Genomic DNA, 14,568 nt, shown 5'->3' with positions numbered 1-14,568 from the left:
CGGTTCGGGCGTGTCGGGAAACGTTTCTCGACTTCGCTCGAAACGAACGGAGGCGGGATATGACCCGGTTCGCCTTCACCGTCGAATTTGACGGCCGCCCCTTCATGGGCTGGCAGCGCCAGGCCCATGGCCCCAGCGTGCAGCAGACGATCGAGGACGCGATCTTCGCCGTGACGGGCGAGCGCGCCGTGATCCATGCCGCCGGTCGCACCGATGCGGGCGTCCACGGCCTGGCCATGCGCGCCCATGCGGAGATCGACAAGGTCATCGCGCCCTTTCGGCTGATGGAGGCGATCAACGCCAGGATGCGGCCCCATCCGGTCGCCATCCTGGCGTGCCAGCCGGTCGCCGACGACTGGCATGCGCGCTTTTCCTGTATCGGTCGGTCCTATGTCTATCGGATCGCCAACCGCCGTGCGCCGCTGACCTTCGAGCAAGGACTGGCGTGGCGGGTGATCCAGCCGCTCGATGTGCCGGCGATGCAGGATGCAGCGCAGATACTGGTGGGGCGGCACGACTTCACCACATTCCGGTCGGCCCATTGCCAGGCGCAAAGCCCGGTCAAGTCGCTCGACCGGCTGGATGTCGAACGCGACGGCGACCGGATCGCGATCCACGCGGCGGCGCGCTCCTTCCTTCATCACCAGGTGCGATCGATGGTCGGGTGCCTGGCGATGGTCGGCATGGGGCGATGGAGTGCAGGGGATCTGCGCGCCGCACTGGAGGCCAGGGATCGGGCGGCGCTGGGCCTCAACGCCCCGCCGGACGGACTATATTTCGTGCAGGCGACCTATCCCGCCGCGGCCGTCAGATGAAGGCGGCGGTGCAGACCTGATTCTTGCCGGCGCGCTTGGCCGCACGCATCGCGTCGTCGGCGCAGGCAATCAGCCGGTCGAGATCGGCCGGATCGGGTGTGTCGACGGTGACGAGGCCGAAGCTGCCGCTGACGCCCATGCCATAGGATGCAAGCGCCTGCCGTGCGTCCTCGCCAAAGGCCTGTACCGCCTGCGCGTCCCGATCCGCCAGCAGGACCAGAAATTCGTCGCCACCGATCCGCGCGACGACATCGCCCGCGTCGGCCTGCGCCTTCAGCAACTGGGCGATATCGGTCAGGCAGCCGTCGCCCGCGGCATGGCCCTGACCGTCGTTCAACTGCTTGAACCCGTCGAGGTCCAGGAACAGCAAGCTGGTGCTCAGCCGGGCGTGCGCCGCATGGGCCAGCACATCCTTGGCCCGGCACGCGAACCCCCGGCGATTGAGAAGGCCGGTCAGCGGATCATGCATCGCCTCGAAACTGGCCTGCCGCAGGTCCGACATATCCTCTATCACCGCCACATAGAGTTCGGGGCGATCATCATCGTCACGCACCATCGCGACCGTCAGGTTGATCCAGATGATCGTTCCATCGGCACGGATATAGCGTTTTTCCATCGCGTAACGCGGCAATTCGCCGGCGTTGAGCCGCGCCAGCAGCGCCTCGTCCGCATGGAGATCGTCCGGATGGGTGATCTGCTGGAATCCGGTGCGGATCAGCGTTTCCGCGTCATAGCCGCTGATTTCGCAGAAACGCGGATTGACGAGCAGGAAAGCGCCATCAAGCCCCACATGGGCGATGCCGACCGGTGCATGAAGAAAGGTCGCCTCGAACCGGCGCTGCTCCAGTGCGAGAGCAGCGGCGATCTGCCCGTCCACCCCCACGACCTGAGCCGGCGCCGAAGGAGCCGGCACCGACGTGGAAAAAGATTTGCCTGAAAATGTTCCCGTGAACTGTCGGTGCGACTGCCTGCTCATCGTCCGCTCTTGCACGGAAAATGGTAAACAGGTGATTACGCCGCCGCGCAGTCGTAAAATTCAGAGGCGGGTGCGGAAGGGCGTGAAGTTGGTGCCGCTGTCATAGACGTCCAGCCCCTCGCGCCGCTTGAGGCCGTTGACCACCATATAGGTGACCGGCGTGAGTACCGCTTCCCAGCCGACCTTCATCGCCCAGTTGGTGACCATAACCGTCAGCACCTGCGCATTGCTCCAGTCGCCCCAGAAAGCCAGCGGGTAGAAGAGCAGGCTGTCCACACCTTGCCCGATGACGGTGGAGCCGATGGTCCGCATCCACAAATGCCGACCCTGCGTCAGCAGCTTCATACGGGCAAGGACGAAGCTGTTGGCCAGTTCACCCGCCCAGAAGGCCACGAGCGAAGCGAAGACGATGCGCCACGTACTGCCAAACACCGCCTCATAGGCTTTCTGGTCGGGCCAGCCATCCGCGGGCGGCAGCGCGACGACCACCCAGCTCATCAACGCCATGAACAGCATCGCGCCGAACCCCGCCCAGACGCAGCGGCGGGCGCGGGCATAGCCATAGACCTCCGTCAGCACGTCGCCGATAACATAACCCAGCGGAAAAAAGAGGATGCCGGCGCCGAAGGTGAAGCCGCCCAGCGTCGAGAGCTTGGCCGCGCCGATCAGATTGGAAAGAAGCAGGATGGCAACGAACGCCGCCATGAAAAAGTCGTAATAGCGCAGCGGCCGTGCGCCCAGCGCCGCTGCATCGACCTTGTGAACCGCCCCATTGTCCATGCGATACTGCATATCGCGTGGTTGGATGATTGCAAGTCGGCCGGGCAAGCCCTCCTGTTGCAAGCCGCCCTGTTGCAAGCTGCATTCCCGCCCGCTATCGCGGCATCCGCATGGCCCCGTAGCTCAGTTGGATAGAGCATTCGCCTTCTAAGCGAATGGTCGCTGGTTCGAATCCAGCCGGGGTCGCCATATTCAGCGGTAGAACATCATGAATAGCAGGCCGAATATGGTGAGCAGCAGGGCAAACCAAAAGAAACCAAAATCGGGCTTGTCTGGATCGCGCATCGGCTAGTCTACCTGTTCGGCGTCGACGCGGCGCACCAGCCGGTCGTCAACGACTGTCATCGTGAAAATCGGATCGGCGTCCGCAGGCACCTCGGCGATGGCATCGACGAACGCGGCCCGCGTCGCGGGATCGTCGTAGATCATCTTCTGCTCGAATGCCGCCCGCCAGGTCGTCTCGTCAGGCCATTCGGCATAGCCGACGAAACGACCGTCGGCGTCGCGATGCAGCCGGGAACCGTAGCTGCCATATTTTTCCCGGATCAAGTCGGTGCCACGCCGCCAGGCTGCGCAGAACTGATCCTCCTTGCCGGGATGGACCCGCCACCAATAGACCGCGACGAACATCGCCCATCTCCTTTACCCAAGGAGAATGAATGGGCCGGGCGCAGGTTCCTGCCCCCGGCCGGACAAGTCAGAGGATGGTCTGCCCGGTCTTGGCCCAGTCGGCGGCGAAGCCTTCGAGACCCTTGTCGGTCAGCACATGCTTGGACAGCATCTTGATGACGGCGGGCGGCGCGGTCATCACGTCCGCGCCGATACGGGCGGCTTCCAGAACATGGATGGGGTGGCGAACCGACGCGACCAGAATTTCGGTGTCGAAGCCGTAATTGTCGTAGATCAGGCGGATATCCTGGATCAGCGCCATGCCGTCGAAACCATTATCGTCATGGCGGCCGACGAAGGGCGAGATGAAGCTTGCGCCGGCCTTTGCCGCCAGCAGTGCCTGGTTGGCCGAGAAGCAGAGCGTGACATTGACCAGCACGCCATCGTCGGTCAGCGCCTTGCAGGTCTTGAGGCCATCTATCGTCAGCGGCACCTTGATGCAGACATTGTCGGCGATCTTCCGCAACACGGCGGCTTCCTTCATCATCGTCTCATGGTCGAGCGCGACGACTTCGGCCGACACCGGGCCGTCGACGATACCGCAGATTTCCTCGACCACTTCCAGGAACTTGCGGCCCGATTTATGGATCAGCGACGGGTTGGTGGTGACGCCGTCCAGCAGGCCGGTGGCGGCCAGTTCACGGATTTCGGCGGTGTCGGCAGTGTCGACGAAGAATTTCATGGGGGGACTCCGGGGATAGGGCGAATCGCGCTCCTTTAGCGGCTGGCGACCGGATTCACCATGCCGGCGGCATGAATTGCATCGCCTGCCGGGCGCGACTAAGGCCGACGCACCTTTCCAAAGGACCGAGCATGAAACGCGCCGCCCGTTTGCTGACGATTCCCCTGGGCGTGCTGGGCGCTTCGCCGGCGGGAGCGGCGACGGAAGAAACACAGGCATGGAGCACCGAACAGGCGATCTTTCATGCGGGCGAGTCGAACATCATCACCATTGATTCGAGCCAGCGCCTGCGGTCTGACGGCAAGAGCGGCGGCGAACAGTTTCTCGCCCGTGTCGTCATCGACCACAGGATAACCCCCGCGCTCCAACTGGGCGGCGGCATCGCCTATCTGCGCAGCGAGGTGGACCAGGAAATGCGCCTGTTCCAGCAGGCGACGCTGGCCAGCGGCATCTGGACGAGCCGAACCCGGATCGAGCAGCGTTTCTTCGACAATGCCGACCATGCGAGCTGGCGGCTGCGCCAGAGGGTGCAGGTGGCGGCGCCGATCGACCGGGCGAAGCGATGGACGGTGATCGCAGCGACCGAAATCTTCTTCCACCTCAACCGCGCACGGCCGAACGACCAGACCGGACTGGCGACGATGCGCAACCAGGTCGGCCTGCGCCATCCGATCGCCAGGACCGTGGACGCGCAATTGCTCTATATGCGCCAGCAGAATTTTCGCGACGGACGGCCCGATACGGTCGCCCATATTCCCTGGCTGACGCTGAGCTGGCGGCTCTGACGATTTGCCTGGCGCGCCCGGCGCGCTAAGGACGGTCCATGTCTTCGCGCGCCCGTGTCCTCATTCTCAACGCCGCCCTGGGGCCGCTCGACTATCGCGTGCCGCACGGCATGACCGTGCAGCCCGGCAGCATCGTCGTCGCGCCGCTGGGGCCGCGCCAACTGGTCGGCGTAGTGTGGGAAGAGGAAAGCTTTCCCGATGTCGAGACCGTGGGCGACAATCGACTGCGCAATCTGGTCGAGGTGGTGGACGCCCCGCCCTTGCCCGAACCGCTACGCCGGCTGATCGAATGGACGGCGGACTATTATCTCGCCCCGCCCGCCGCGGTGCTGCGCATGGCGCTCTCCTCCATGGCTGCGCTGGAAGGGGCGCGGACGGTGATCGAGTATCGCGCCACCGGGGCTGCGCCCGACCGGATGACCGAACAGCGCGCGCAGGCTCTGGAACGGATCGGCGAGCGGCAGGGGCTGATCCGCGAACTGGCGATGATCGGCGGGGTGAGCGACGCGGTGATCCGCGGCCTCATCAAGCAGGACATATTCGAAGCGGTGGAGGTGAGCGTCGACACGCCCTTCCCCATGCCCGATCCCGGCCATGCGCAACCCATATTGTCGGAGGCGCAGACCAGCGCCGCGACGACCATGGCGGACGCGGTACGGGCGCATGACTTCGCGCCCTTCCTGCTCGACGGCGTCACCGGATCGGGCAAGACGGAGGTCTATTTCGAGGCGATTGCCGCCGCGATCCGGGCCGACCGGCAGGTGCTGGTGCTGCTGCCCGAGATCGCGCTGACCGAACCCTTTCTGGAACGGTTCGAGAAGCGGTTCGGCACGGTGCCGGTCAACTGGCATAGCGGCCTGCGCCAGAGCGAGCGGCGGCGGGCGTGGCGCGCCATCGCGACGGGCCAAGCGCAGGTGGTGGTAGGCGCACGGTCCGCGCTGTTCCTGCCCTATCCCAATCTCGGCCTGATCGTCGTGGACGAAGCGCATGAGGCCAGCTTCAAGCAGGAAGACGGCGTCCATTATCATGCCCGCGACGTCGCGGTGATGCGCGGATTGATCGAGAAATTTCCGGTCGTCCTGGCATCGGCCACCCCGGCGATCGAGACGCGGCATCAGGTCGAACTGGGCCGTTATGCGGAGATCAAGCTGCCATCGCGCTATGGCGGGGCGGAGATGCCCACGATCGAGGGGATCAACCTGCTGACAGACCCGCCCGAGCGCGGCCGCTGGATCGCGCCGCCTCTGGTCAAGGCGATCGACGAGGTGATGGCGAAGGGCGAGCAGAGCCTGCTCTTCCTCAACCGGCGCGGCTATGCGCCGCTGACCTTGTGCCGCCATTGCGGCTATCGGTTCCAGTGCCCCAATTGCACCGCCTGGATGGTCGAGCATCGGCTGACGCACCGGCTCGCCTGCCATCATTGCGGCCACGTCGTCCCCGCGCCGCGACGCTGCCCGGAATGCAAGGAGGAGGACAGCCTGGTCGCCTGCGGCCCCGGCGTCGAGCGCATCGCCGACGAGGTGAAGGCGCTGTGGCCGCAGGCGCGCACCGCCATCGCAACGTCCGATACGCTGAGTTCCCCTGCCCGCGCCGCAGATTTCGTGAAGTCGGTGGAGGCAGGCGACATCGACATCATCGTCGGCACGCAATTGGTCACCAAGGGCTATCATTTCCCCAACCTGACGCTGGTCGGTGTCATCGACGCGGATCTGGGGCTGGAGGGCGGCGACCTGCGGGCGGCCGAGCGCACCTTCCAGCAGATCGTGCAGGTGGCCGGCCGCGCCGGACGCGGCGAGAAGCCGGGGAAGGTGTTCATCCAGACGCGGATGCCGACCAGCGAGGTCATCGAATCGCTGATCGAGGGGGATACCGAGCGCTTCTACGCGGTCGAGACGGAGAACAGGCGGCGCGCCAACGCCCCGCCCTTCGGCCGCTTCGCCGCGATCATCATTTCCAGCGAGAATGCCGACGAGGCGGCGCAGACCGCACGGCTGATCGGCAAGTCGGCGCCGGTGATCGAAGGGATGCGCGTCTATGGTCCTGCGCCAGCGCCACTGTCCGTGCTACGCGGCCGCCATCGTCATCGCCTGCTGATCCACGCGACGCGCGCAGTGGACATTCAGGCGGCGATCCGCGAATGGCTGGGCAATCTGGCCTGGAAATCAGGCACCAGAGTAGCGGTGGACGTCGATCCCTACAGCTTCATGTAACGCTCAGCCCGCATCGGCGGGTGAAACGATGATGACCACGCGGCGATTCTCCCGCCGCCCGCTGGCCGACCGATTGCTTTGCACAGGTATGCGCGCGCCCATGCCGGCAACCCGCATCGCCGGCCGCGCCATGCCGCCGCCGACCAGCGCATCGGCCACCGCCTGCGCGCGCCGCAGCGACAGCGCATCATTATAGCTGGCCGATCCCGTCGAATCGGTATGTCCCTCCACACGCGCCCCGCGAATGCCGACCCCGGCCAGTACAGCCGACAGGCGCCCGATCGCCATTTTCTGGTCCGGGATCAGCGTGCTTTCCTCCGTAGCGAAGAGCAGCCGGTCGGCCATGCCGAACTGCCAGTCGTCGCCCGACGGTTCGAAGCCCTGCTGCTGGAGCGCGGCCACCTGTTGCGGGGTGAAAGCGGCCGTTCGCGGCGGCTGCACCGTCTGGCAGGCGGCCAGCAGAAACAGCGAGAGGAAAAGCAGATGGTGGCGCATTCTGGTCCCTATGATGTCAGCGATCGCGATGGATGGCGCGACCCGCCTTGGCCGCATACATGGCTGCATCCGCATGGCGCAGCAGGTCGCGCGCGTCGGCGCTGTCCTCCGGATAGCAGGCGCTGCCGATGCTGAGCGACGCATCGACGCGTTCGCCATTGGGCAGCATGATCGGCTGGGCCATGCCATCGGCGATGCGCGCCTTGATCGCGGCCAGTTGATCCGCCGACAGGCCCGGCGCCAGGATCAGCGCGAATTCGTCGCCGCCCAGGCGAAAGGCTTCGTCTTCGGGACGCAGCACGGCGCGCAGCCGGGCGGCGATGACGATCAGCAGCGCGTCACCGGCGTCATGGCCATGGGTGTCGTTGACCTGCTTGAAGCGGTTGACGTCGATATAGAGGATGGCGAAGGATCGCGCCTGCGCATCGGACTGCGCCACCGCGGCAGGCAGCAGCTGTTCGAACATCGCGCGGTTGCCAAGCCCCGTCAGCACATCGCGGGTCGCTTGCCGCTCCAGCATCCGGTTGTGCGTGACGACACCCTTGTGCCAGTCATGAAGCTCGTCCAGCAACGCATTGAAATCGCGGCCGAGCTGATCCACTTCCTGAATGTCGGATGTCGGCACGCGACGGTCGAACTGGCGGTCGGCGCGAACGGCATGGGCGACGTCCGCGATCCGGCCCAGCGGCTCGGTCACGTCGCGCTGCAACCGGCGCGACAAGGTCCAGGTCGCTACCAATGTGAGAACGAGGCAGGCGAGCGCGGTCGCCAGCCCCGACAGGATGAACCGACCCAGGCCGTCCGCGCCGCCATAAATCTGCACCTGCGCGATCACGGCCGGGCCGCGCCGGATATCGGCCAGCGCCGGCGAAGGCGCAATCAGATCGGCGATGCCGCGCTCGACCGTCGCCATCGCCCCTTCCGCAGGCCGGCGCCATTCCACCAGCGTGCGGCCGCGCGTATCGCGCACGGCGACATGATGGACGCTTTCCGACGCCGCCACCGCCACGATGCCGCGTTGTGCCGCATCCCTATCCTCGAACACCAGCGCAGGTTCGACCGTATAGGCCACGGTGCGGGCGATGAGGGCGAGGTTGCGGTCGGCATAGCCGCGGATGACCAGCACGCCCGTGACCATCAGGGTGATGGCGGCCGTCAGCACCGCGACGAAGATCAGGCGCATATGCCCGCGCGCCAGCACCTGACGCAAAGTCGGCATGGCGGATCGGTTCGAGGCTCTCATGGTTCAGTAGCCTCCTTTCGACAGGCGCAGGACACGCGGGTCGATGCGCACGGCAGATCGCGACACGGCGTCGATGCTGAGCTGGAAGGACAGGGATTGCGGCGTGTAGAGCAGGCAGAACATCGCGCCGCTGCGGCAGGTCGGGTCATCCTCCGCGATCGTCACCACCGGCTGGCCGCCCGCGCCCGCGATCAGTCGACGCATCGCCGCCCCGTTCATCGGGCCTATATAGAGGGCATCGCAGCGATCGGACGCTCCTTCCTGCGCCTCGTCCAGGCTGGACGCTGCGACGCGTGCGCCATTCGACAGAATGATGTCGCCCATCCGCCCGGCGTGACGCGGCGCCCCTGTCAGGCAGAGCCGCACCATCGTCCGGGGAGCGGGCCAGCGCGTATAGTCGAGGATCGCCCCGACCATGCGTGCAGTGCTATCCGCCACGGCATCGGGACCGGGGCCGAGGGGCATCATGACGGGCTGAATCGCGGGTGCCGACAAAAGGGCAGTCGGTGTCAGCAGCAGCAACAAGAACAACAAACACCGCAAGCCCGACTACACCCCCATGCCCGAAGGCTTGCCGCCATTTATAGTTAATCAGATGTAAAAAGCAGCAAAAATCGTTTCACCTGCGATCATGAGACGCCTTGTTACTGCGACCTTGCTGGCCGAAACCCGGATTGCAGGATAGATCGCCATGATGGACAGTCCGTGCCGCAACCTCTGCGCACTCGATCGCAACCGCGCAGCCTGCACGGGTTGCGGCCGAACGATCGATGAAATCGTCCACTGGCGCAGCATGACCGACGCCGCGCGCGCCGCCGTCATGAAGCGGGTAAAGGACTTTCAGCCGCCGGACCGGCCTTCTCCCTTTCCGCCGCCTGGGCGTCAAATTCGGCCTTGAGCCTGAGTGCGGAGTCACGCATTTCCGATCCATGCGGCGAATAGGCGATCGGATCGAGCAGGATCGACGCGCTCTTGTAATCGCCTCGCGCGGCAACCGCATGGACCAACGCGAAGCGATAATCCGAGCTTTGCGGGAGCAGGGTGAACGCCTTGTAAAGGCCGTCATAGCCCAGGTCCGGCATCTTGCCGCCCCGCATCGCATGATAACGGTAGAAGAGCGACAGCGGCACCGGGTCTTCGGTGTCGGCCCGATTGGCGCGCACGATCGAGGTCAGTGCGGCCTTCCAGTCTTCCGCCCTGTCACTGTCATGCGCGCGCTCCAACAACACCCGCGCACGCGCGGCATAGCCGCGTGCCGACTGGGGGTCGAGGGCAATCGCCCGGTCGGCGTCGGCCAGCGCCGCGTCCGCCTGCCCGGCTGTCCATTCCGCCTCGGCCAGCAACGCAGCAGCATAGGGGCTGGCGGGATATTTGGCGGCAATGGCGCGGATCGAGGCGGCCAGCTTGGGCGCGTCCTCCTTGCCCGGATCGCCCATGAGTTCCAATTCCTCCCCGATCAGCGCCGCTTGCGCCGGATCGACCGGGCTGACCAGGATTTCGCCGATGGTCAGTTCCTTCGGGGTCAGGCGCGAAGCCGACAGGCTGTGGCGCATATAGGCCTTCAAGTCCTTTTCCAGTCCCGCCAGCCCGCCGGCGAAATAGCTGTCCGGCTGCATGTCTTTCACCCCCTCGGCCAAGTCGTGGAGATAGCGCGTGATCTCTTCGCGCCGATCCGCCTTGTAGCGATAATAATGGGTCAGCAGCCAGGCCGTCCCATAATAACGATCGCCGTCGCGCAGGCTGAGGCCATTGGCGTCGCGGGCAAAGAGATTCTTCACCGGATAAGGCGACCCCAGCACCAGGCCGGGCGCCCGCGCCAGGGGTACATGGCCGAACTCGATCGACCCGTCCTTCGGGAATTTCACGACCGAGAAAAATTCGGCAAAACCTTCCACATACCAGGCCGGATAGGCGGCCGGGAAATGATGCAGCATGAAATGATGGGTATATTCGTGGAACAGGATTTCCTCCGCCCCGAAATCGAACTGGCTGGTCTTGGCGCCGCGCGACAGCACGGCATAGGCGGTGCGATCGGAGGTGGTATAGAAGCCGCCGATATTGGGATTGCCCGCCAGCGCTCGCACCTTGTCCTCGCTGGACAGGAGATAGACCTTGACCGGGCTGCCGCGTTCCGGATCGGTGACCTGCGTGATCGCCCGCAGGAGAAAATCGAACTTCTCCAGTCGTTCGGCAAAATCCCGCAGCTTGTCGTCACTGCCTTCGCGATACACCGTAAAATGCCGGGTCTGCGCCTGCCACCAGGCGGCCTGCGCCGTCCCCATGCTGCCCAACGCCAGCGCCAACCCGGCCAGCGCCTTCATCCAGATTCGCATCATTCCCATCCGTCCCCCAAGGCCTCATCCCAAGGTGGCGGAGCCCGCTGCGAATGAAAAGATGCATTATCTCCGGACTTTGACCTTCACTTGCGCCTTTCATGCGCCAGCAGCGCCTGCTTCCGGTCTGCGCCCCAGGCATAGCCGCCCAGCCCGCCATCGCCGCGCACGACGCGGTGGCAGGGGATGAGGACAGCCAGATTGTTGCCGCCGCACGCCGTCCCCGCCGCTCGCACCGCGCCGGGGCGACCGATCGCGGCGGCAATCTCGGCATAGCTGCGCGTCTCGCCCGGCGGGATCGCGCGCAACGCCGCCCAGACCGCCTGCTGGAAGGCGGTGCCGCGCATGTCGACCGGCAGGTCGGCGCCCGCTGCGGGATCGTCGACCAGAGCCGCCACCCGCTCCGCCATCGCGTCGAGCGCCGCGTCCGCAGGCAGCAAAGCGGCGTGCGGGAAGCGGGTGCGCAACGCGGCTTCGCCTTCGCCGAAGCTGATCCGGCACAGGCCCTTGTCCGTCGCCGCCACCAGCATCGGACCCAGGCTGCTGTCCACCACGCGCCAGCGAATCGCTGCGCCTCGCCCGCCATCCTTCCAGGCGCTGGGCGTCATGCCCAGATGCTGCTCGGCGTCAGCATAGGCGCGGCTTGGCGCGCTATAGCCCGCCTCGTAAATGGCGGTGGTCACGTTGCCCGGCTGCGCCAGCGCCGCCTTCAGCCGCTCCGTTCGCAATCCTCGTGCATACGCCGCGGGGGTCAGCCCCGTCTCGCGCTTGAACAGGCGGTGGAAATGATGCGGCGCATAGCCGGCATGAGCGGCGATCGCGTCCAGCCGGGGGCCTCCTCCGCCGCTTCAATGAAGGCGATCGCCGCCGCCACCGCCAGCCGGTCACGCCCGACCGCGTCGGGATGGCAGCGCAGGCAGGCGCGATAGCCCGCCGCCCGCGCCGCCGCCGGATCGGGCAGGAAGGCCATATTCTCCCGCTTGGGGTGCCGCGCGGCGCAACTGGGCTTGCAATAGATGCCGGTCGTCGCGACGCAGCCGACGAAGCGACCATCCATCGCCCGGTCGCGCGCCAGGAAGGCGTCCCAGCAGGCGTCATCGTCCGGCATCGCGGCGTCAACGCGGTTTGGGGCGGGTTTAAAGCGAGTCATCTGGTTCATGCATATGGGATAGCCCGGCGCGCTTGACCATGCTTCCCGCGCCTTGCTGTCAAAGGCGCCGCGGCATTTCCCGATTGCGCCGCGCCCGGCATCGCATATGAATGCGCCACGATGATCGCCCTATCCCGCCGCTTCGCCCCTGCCCTAGGCTGCCTGATCGCCTTGCTTGCGCCTGCGTCGCTTCATGCCGAACAGCAGGACATCGCTGCGGCCGCCCGCGGGGTCGTGCGCGTCGCGCTAGTCGCGACAGATGGATCGGACGCCTACTTCGTCGGCCATGGCAGCGGCTTTGCCGTCGCACCGGACAAGGTGCTGACCAACGCCCATGTCGTCGAACTGGCGCGCGAGGAGAAAAATCTCGTCATCGGCGTCATCCCGTCGGAAGGGCGCAAGACCTATGGCGGGCGAATCATCGCCTATTCGCCGGGCAACGACCTGGCCCTGATCCAGCTGGAGGAAGGCCGCCTGCCGGTGTCGACCTTCTACGCCGGGGCCGTGACCGACGGGCAGCATGTGACAGCGATCGGCTATCCCGGCACGGTCGACCGGGCGCAGGGCCTGGGTCTCAAGCAGATGGTCGAGCCGCTCGCGACGGTGAAGACCAGCGGCAACATCTCGTCCGGCCGCGCCAGCCAGAGTTTCGACACGCTGCTGCACACCGCCCCGCTCGCGGCCGGCAACAGCGGCGGGCCGCTGACCGACGATTGCGGCCGGGTGCTGGGCGTCAACAGCTTCGGGTCGGTATCGGACGGCAATGATGCGGAATTCGGCTTCGCCGTATCGTGGCGCGAAATCGCCTCCTTCTTGCGCCAGGCCGGCGTGTCGTCGCTCCATACCGTCGTGCCCTGCCGCTCCATGGCGGAGGCCGATGCGGCGGAGGCCAGCATCACCCAGCGCGAATCGCAGGCGACCGAGCAGAAGAGCCGGGCCAGCGCCGATGCGCGCGAACAGGCCATGACCCGTGCCCGCGATGCGGCGGAACGCGACGTCATCACCGCGCGCGAGAATGCGATGGCGGGCGCCGCCGTCCTGCTGGCGCTCGCGGTTCTGGGCCTGGGTGCGGGCGGGCTGTTCTACACGCAGGGCAAGGAAAAACAGTCGACCTGGTTCCTGGCGGGCGGCGGCGTGCTGCTGTTCGCGGCGCTGGGCCTCTTCTTCTTCAAGCCCAGCTTTGCCAGCATCGACGAGCGGGTGAAGCTGCCTGCGGACAAGTCTATCGTGGGCAACAGCGCCTTCGCCTGGAGCGGCGAGAATGTCTGCAAGGTCGATCTGGCGCGCAGCCGGCTGACCATATCGCAGCCCAACGATATCGGCCTCAACTGGGCGGAAGGCGGCTGCGTCAACGGCGACACCCAATATGTCGCATCCGGCACCCTGTGGCAGCGCGCGAGCGTGCCCGACGAGGCCAATTATGTGTCCACCAGCCAGTTCGACCCGGCGACCGGCACGCTGCGGGTGCAGCGCTGGCTGCCCGATCTGGATACGATGGACAAAGCGCGCGCGCTTTTGAAGGACGAGACCGGTAAGGGGACGATCAAGGGCTGCGGCGCCGACTCCGCCCTGCTCGCCCGGATCGCCACGCTCCAGACCGACCTTGGCGCGTTGTTGCCCGCCCAGCCCAACGAGCGGATTGTCTATCATTGCCAAAAGGGACGGCTTGCCCCGGCCGATCCTGCCGAATAACCGATTCGTCGCGGCTGAAATACTCAGTCAAATAGACGTGATTTCGCACTATCGATGGAATCGCGTCACATGACTTGCATAGTCATAATCCCGCTGCTAACCGGCCGGGCAACAGGGGCTCGGGACGGGATCAGACCGCGCCCTCTTTTTGCATGACCCGCAATTACGGAGGACGGCAAGCGCGTGGAGATTAACAGCGGCATTCAGGCTAGCCTCAGCGGCCGCTACGCGGTGGCGCTGTTCGATCTGGCCCGCGACGCGAACGCACTCGACACGGTGGCGGACAGCCTGGCCGGGTTGAAGGCGGCCGTCGCCCAATCCCCCGATTTCAAGGGCCTGATCAACAGCCCCGTGCTCAGCCGGGATGCAAGCGGGAAGACGATCGCCGCCGTCGCATCCTCCATGGGGACCGATGTATTGACGACAAAATTTCTGGGCGTGCTCGCGCAGAACCGTCGCCTGGGCCAGTTGCCCGCCGTCATCCGTGCCTATGAAACGCTCCTGTCGAATCACAAGGGTGAAGCGCGCGCCGAAGTGACGAGCGCCCACCCGCTTACCAAGACCCAAATCGGCGCCCTGGCCAAAAGCCTGAAGGCGCGCGTCGGCCGCGAGGTTACGCTCGATGCAAAGGTCGACCCCGCGATCCTGGGCGGGCTGGTCGTCAAGATCGGCAGCCAGATGATCGACAGCTCCATCCGCACACGTTTGAATACGCTCGCCCAGGCGATGAAAGGCTAA

At 65.8% G+C, this 14,568-nt stretch carries 14 protein-coding genes, 1 tRNA gene and 1 pseudogene; 7 read left to right on the top strand and 9 right to left on the bottom strand.

The window, feature by feature from the left end; translation table 11 throughout:
• The first annotated feature begins 59 nt into the window (after positions 1-59).
• The gene (gene truA, locus SBA_RS08060; protein WP_261936484.1) at positions 60-815 is read left to right on the top strand and encodes a tRNA pseudouridine(38-40) synthase TruA; all 756 of its coding nucleotides are present in this window, start codon (positions 60-62) and stop codon (positions 813-815) included.
• Here truA and SBA_RS08055 read toward each other — a convergent pair.
• Positions 808-1,791 carry a GGDEF domain-containing protein gene (locus tag SBA_RS08055; protein WP_261936483.1) on the bottom strand — a complete coding sequence of 328 codons (984 nt, stop codon included), beginning with the start codon at positions 1,789-1,791 and terminating at the stop codon, positions 808-810. The genes truA and SBA_RS08055 overlap by 8 nt on opposite strands.
• 60 nt (positions 1,792-1,851) lie before the next feature.
• Positions 1,852-2,571, bottom strand: coding sequence for a queuosine precursor transporter (locus tag SBA_RS08050; RefSeq protein ID WP_261936482.1), 720 nt, complete (start codon positions 2,569-2,571; stop codon positions 1,852-1,854).
• Positions 2,572-2,683: 112 nt separating this feature from the next.
• Between SBA_RS08050 and SBA_RS08045 the strand changes: the two genes are divergently transcribed.
• Positions 2,684-2,760 (top strand) — tRNA-Arg (locus SBA_RS08045).
• Positions 2,761-2,859: 99 nt separating this feature from the next.
• Here the strand turns inward: SBA_RS08045 and SBA_RS08040 are convergent.
• Together SBA_RS08040 and fsa are read right to left on the bottom strand one after the other, a co-directional pair.
• Positions 2,860-3,201, bottom strand: coding sequence for an antibiotic biosynthesis monooxygenase family protein (locus tag SBA_RS08040; protein WP_261936481.1), 342 nt, complete (start codon positions 3,199-3,201; stop codon positions 2,860-2,862).
• Positions 3,202-3,268: 67 nt separating this feature from the next.
• Positions 3,269-3,922, bottom strand: coding sequence for a fructose-6-phosphate aldolase (gene fsa / locus SBA_RS08035; RefSeq protein ID WP_224547708.1), 654 nt, complete (start codon positions 3,920-3,922; stop codon positions 3,269-3,271).
• 131 nt (positions 3,923-4,053) lie between these two features.
• Between fsa and SBA_RS08030 the strand changes: the two genes are divergently transcribed.
• Positions 4,054-4,707, top strand: a complete 654-nt coding sequence (locus tag SBA_RS08030; protein WP_261936480.1) for a DUF2490 domain-containing protein — start codon at positions 4,054-4,056, stop codon at positions 4,705-4,707.
• 38 nt (positions 4,708-4,745) lie between these two features.
• Positions 4,746-6,917, top strand: coding sequence for a primosomal protein N' (locus SBA_RS08025; RefSeq protein ID WP_261936479.1), 2,172 nt, complete (start codon positions 4,746-4,748; stop codon positions 6,915-6,917).
• 3 nt (positions 6,918-6,920) lie between these two features.
• Here SBA_RS08025 and SBA_RS08020 read toward each other — a convergent pair whose 3' ends face one another.
• The 3 genes from SBA_RS08020 to SBA_RS08010 are packed head-to-tail and all read right to left on the bottom strand — an operon-like array spanning position 6,921 to position 9,123.
• A complete protein-coding gene (locus tag SBA_RS08020; protein WP_261936478.1) occupies positions 6,921-7,412 on the bottom strand; it encodes an OmpA family protein in 492 nt (163 codons plus the stop codon).
• Between the two features lie 16 nt (positions 7,413-7,428).
• Positions 7,429-8,655 carry a diguanylate cyclase domain-containing protein gene (locus SBA_RS08015; RefSeq protein WP_261936477.1) on the bottom strand — a complete coding sequence of 409 codons (1,227 nt, stop codon included), beginning with the start codon at positions 8,653-8,655 and terminating at the stop codon, positions 7,429-7,431.
• 3 nt (positions 8,656-8,658) lie between these two features.
• Positions 8,659-9,123 carry a YfiR family protein gene (locus SBA_RS08010; RefSeq protein WP_224547717.1) on the bottom strand — a complete coding sequence of 155 codons (465 nt, stop codon included), beginning with the start codon at positions 9,121-9,123 and terminating at the stop codon, positions 8,659-8,661.
• A 223-nt stretch (positions 9,124-9,346) separates the two neighbouring features.
• Between SBA_RS08010 and SBA_RS08005 the strand changes: the two genes are divergently transcribed.
• Positions 9,347-9,553: a DUF1289 domain-containing protein gene (locus SBA_RS08005; protein WP_315975802.1), complete on the top strand. Its 207-nt coding sequence runs from the start codon at positions 9,347-9,349 to the stop codon at positions 9,551-9,553.
• Here the strand turns inward: SBA_RS08005 and SBA_RS08000 are convergent.
• Together SBA_RS08000 and ada are read right to left on the bottom strand one after the other, a co-directional pair.
• A complete protein-coding gene (locus SBA_RS08000) occupies positions 9,474-10,991 on the bottom strand; it encodes a hypothetical protein (protein ID WP_261936476.1) in 1,518 nt (505 codons plus the stop codon). The two genes, SBA_RS08005 and SBA_RS08000, sit on opposite strands and share 80 nt — an antisense overlap.
• Positions 10,992-11,074: 83 nt before the next feature.
• A pseudogene (gene ada / locus SBA_RS07995) lies at positions 11,075-12,147 on the bottom strand (bifunctional DNA-binding transcriptional regulator/O6-methylguanine-DNA methyltransferase Ada).
• A gap of 111 nt (positions 12,148-12,258) precedes the next feature.
• On the opposite strand from ada, the gene SBA_RS07990 reads away from it, so the two are divergent.
• Entirely contained in the window at positions 12,259-13,830 is a 1,572-nt protein-coding gene (locus tag SBA_RS07990) for a S1C family serine protease (RefSeq protein WP_261936475.1), read from the top strand.
• Positions 13,831-14,013: 183 nt separating this feature from the next.
• The gene (locus SBA_RS07985) at positions 14,014-14,568 is read left to right on the top strand and encodes a F0F1 ATP synthase subunit delta (protein WP_261936474.1); all 555 of its coding nucleotides are present in this window, start codon (positions 14,014-14,016) and stop codon (positions 14,566-14,568) included.

This window comes from Sphingomonas bisphenolicum, assembly GCF_024349785.1.
GTDB classification, from domain to species: Bacteria; Pseudomonadota; Alphaproteobacteria; order Sphingomonadales; family Sphingomonadaceae; genus Sphingobium; species Sphingobium bisphenolicum.
The sequence above is the reverse complement of the archived record's forward strand: the minus strand, read 5'-3'. Positions and strand labels throughout refer to the sequence as shown.

What these genes read in the sequence shown, in the direction of transcription:
- truA (WP_261936484.1), top strand. Translation starts at nt 60, where the DNA reads ATGACCCGGTTCGCCTTCACCGTCGAATTTGACGGCCGCCCCTTCATG.
- SBA_RS08055 (WP_261936483.1), bottom strand. Translation starts at nt 1,791, where the DNA reads ATGAGCAGGCAGTCGCACCGACAGTTCACGGGAACATTTTCAGGCAAA.
- SBA_RS08050 (WP_261936482.1), bottom strand. Translation starts at nt 2,571, where the DNA reads ATGGACAATGGGGCGGTTCACAAGGTCGATGCAGCGGCGCTGGGCGCA.
- SBA_RS08040 (WP_261936481.1), bottom strand. Translation starts at nt 3,201, where the DNA reads ATGTTCGTCGCGGTCTATTGGTGGCGGGTCCATCCCGGCAAGGAGGAT.
- fsa (WP_224547708.1), bottom strand. Translation starts at nt 3,922, where the DNA reads ATGAAATTCTTCGTCGACACTGCCGACACCGCCGAAATCCGTGAACTG.
- SBA_RS08030 (WP_261936480.1), top strand. Translation starts at nt 4,054, where the DNA reads ATGAAACGCGCCGCCCGTTTGCTGACGATTCCCCTGGGCGTGCTGGGC.
- SBA_RS08025 (WP_261936479.1), top strand. Translation starts at nt 4,746, where the DNA reads ATGTCTTCGCGCGCCCGTGTCCTCATTCTCAACGCCGCCCTGGGGCCG.
- SBA_RS08020 (WP_261936478.1), bottom strand. Translation starts at nt 7,412, where the DNA reads ATGCGCCACCATCTGCTTTTCCTCTCGCTGTTTCTGCTGGCCGCCTGC.
- SBA_RS08015 (WP_261936477.1), bottom strand. Translation starts at nt 8,655, where the DNA reads ATGAGAGCCTCGAACCGATCCGCCATGCCGACTTTGCGTCAGGTGCTG.
- SBA_RS08010 (WP_224547717.1), bottom strand. Translation starts at nt 9,123, where the DNA reads ATGATGCCCCTCGGCCCCGGTCCCGATGCCGTGGCGGATAGCACTGCA.
- SBA_RS08005 (WP_315975802.1), top strand. Translation starts at nt 9,347, where the DNA reads ATGATGGACAGTCCGTGCCGCAACCTCTGCGCACTCGATCGCAACCGC.
- SBA_RS08000 (WP_261936476.1), bottom strand. Translation starts at nt 10,991, where the DNA reads ATGATGCGAATCTGGATGAAGGCGCTGGCCGGGTTGGCGCTGGCGTTG.
- SBA_RS07990 (WP_261936475.1), top strand. Translation starts at nt 12,259, where the DNA reads ATGATCGCCCTATCCCGCCGCTTCGCCCCTGCCCTAGGCTGCCTGATC.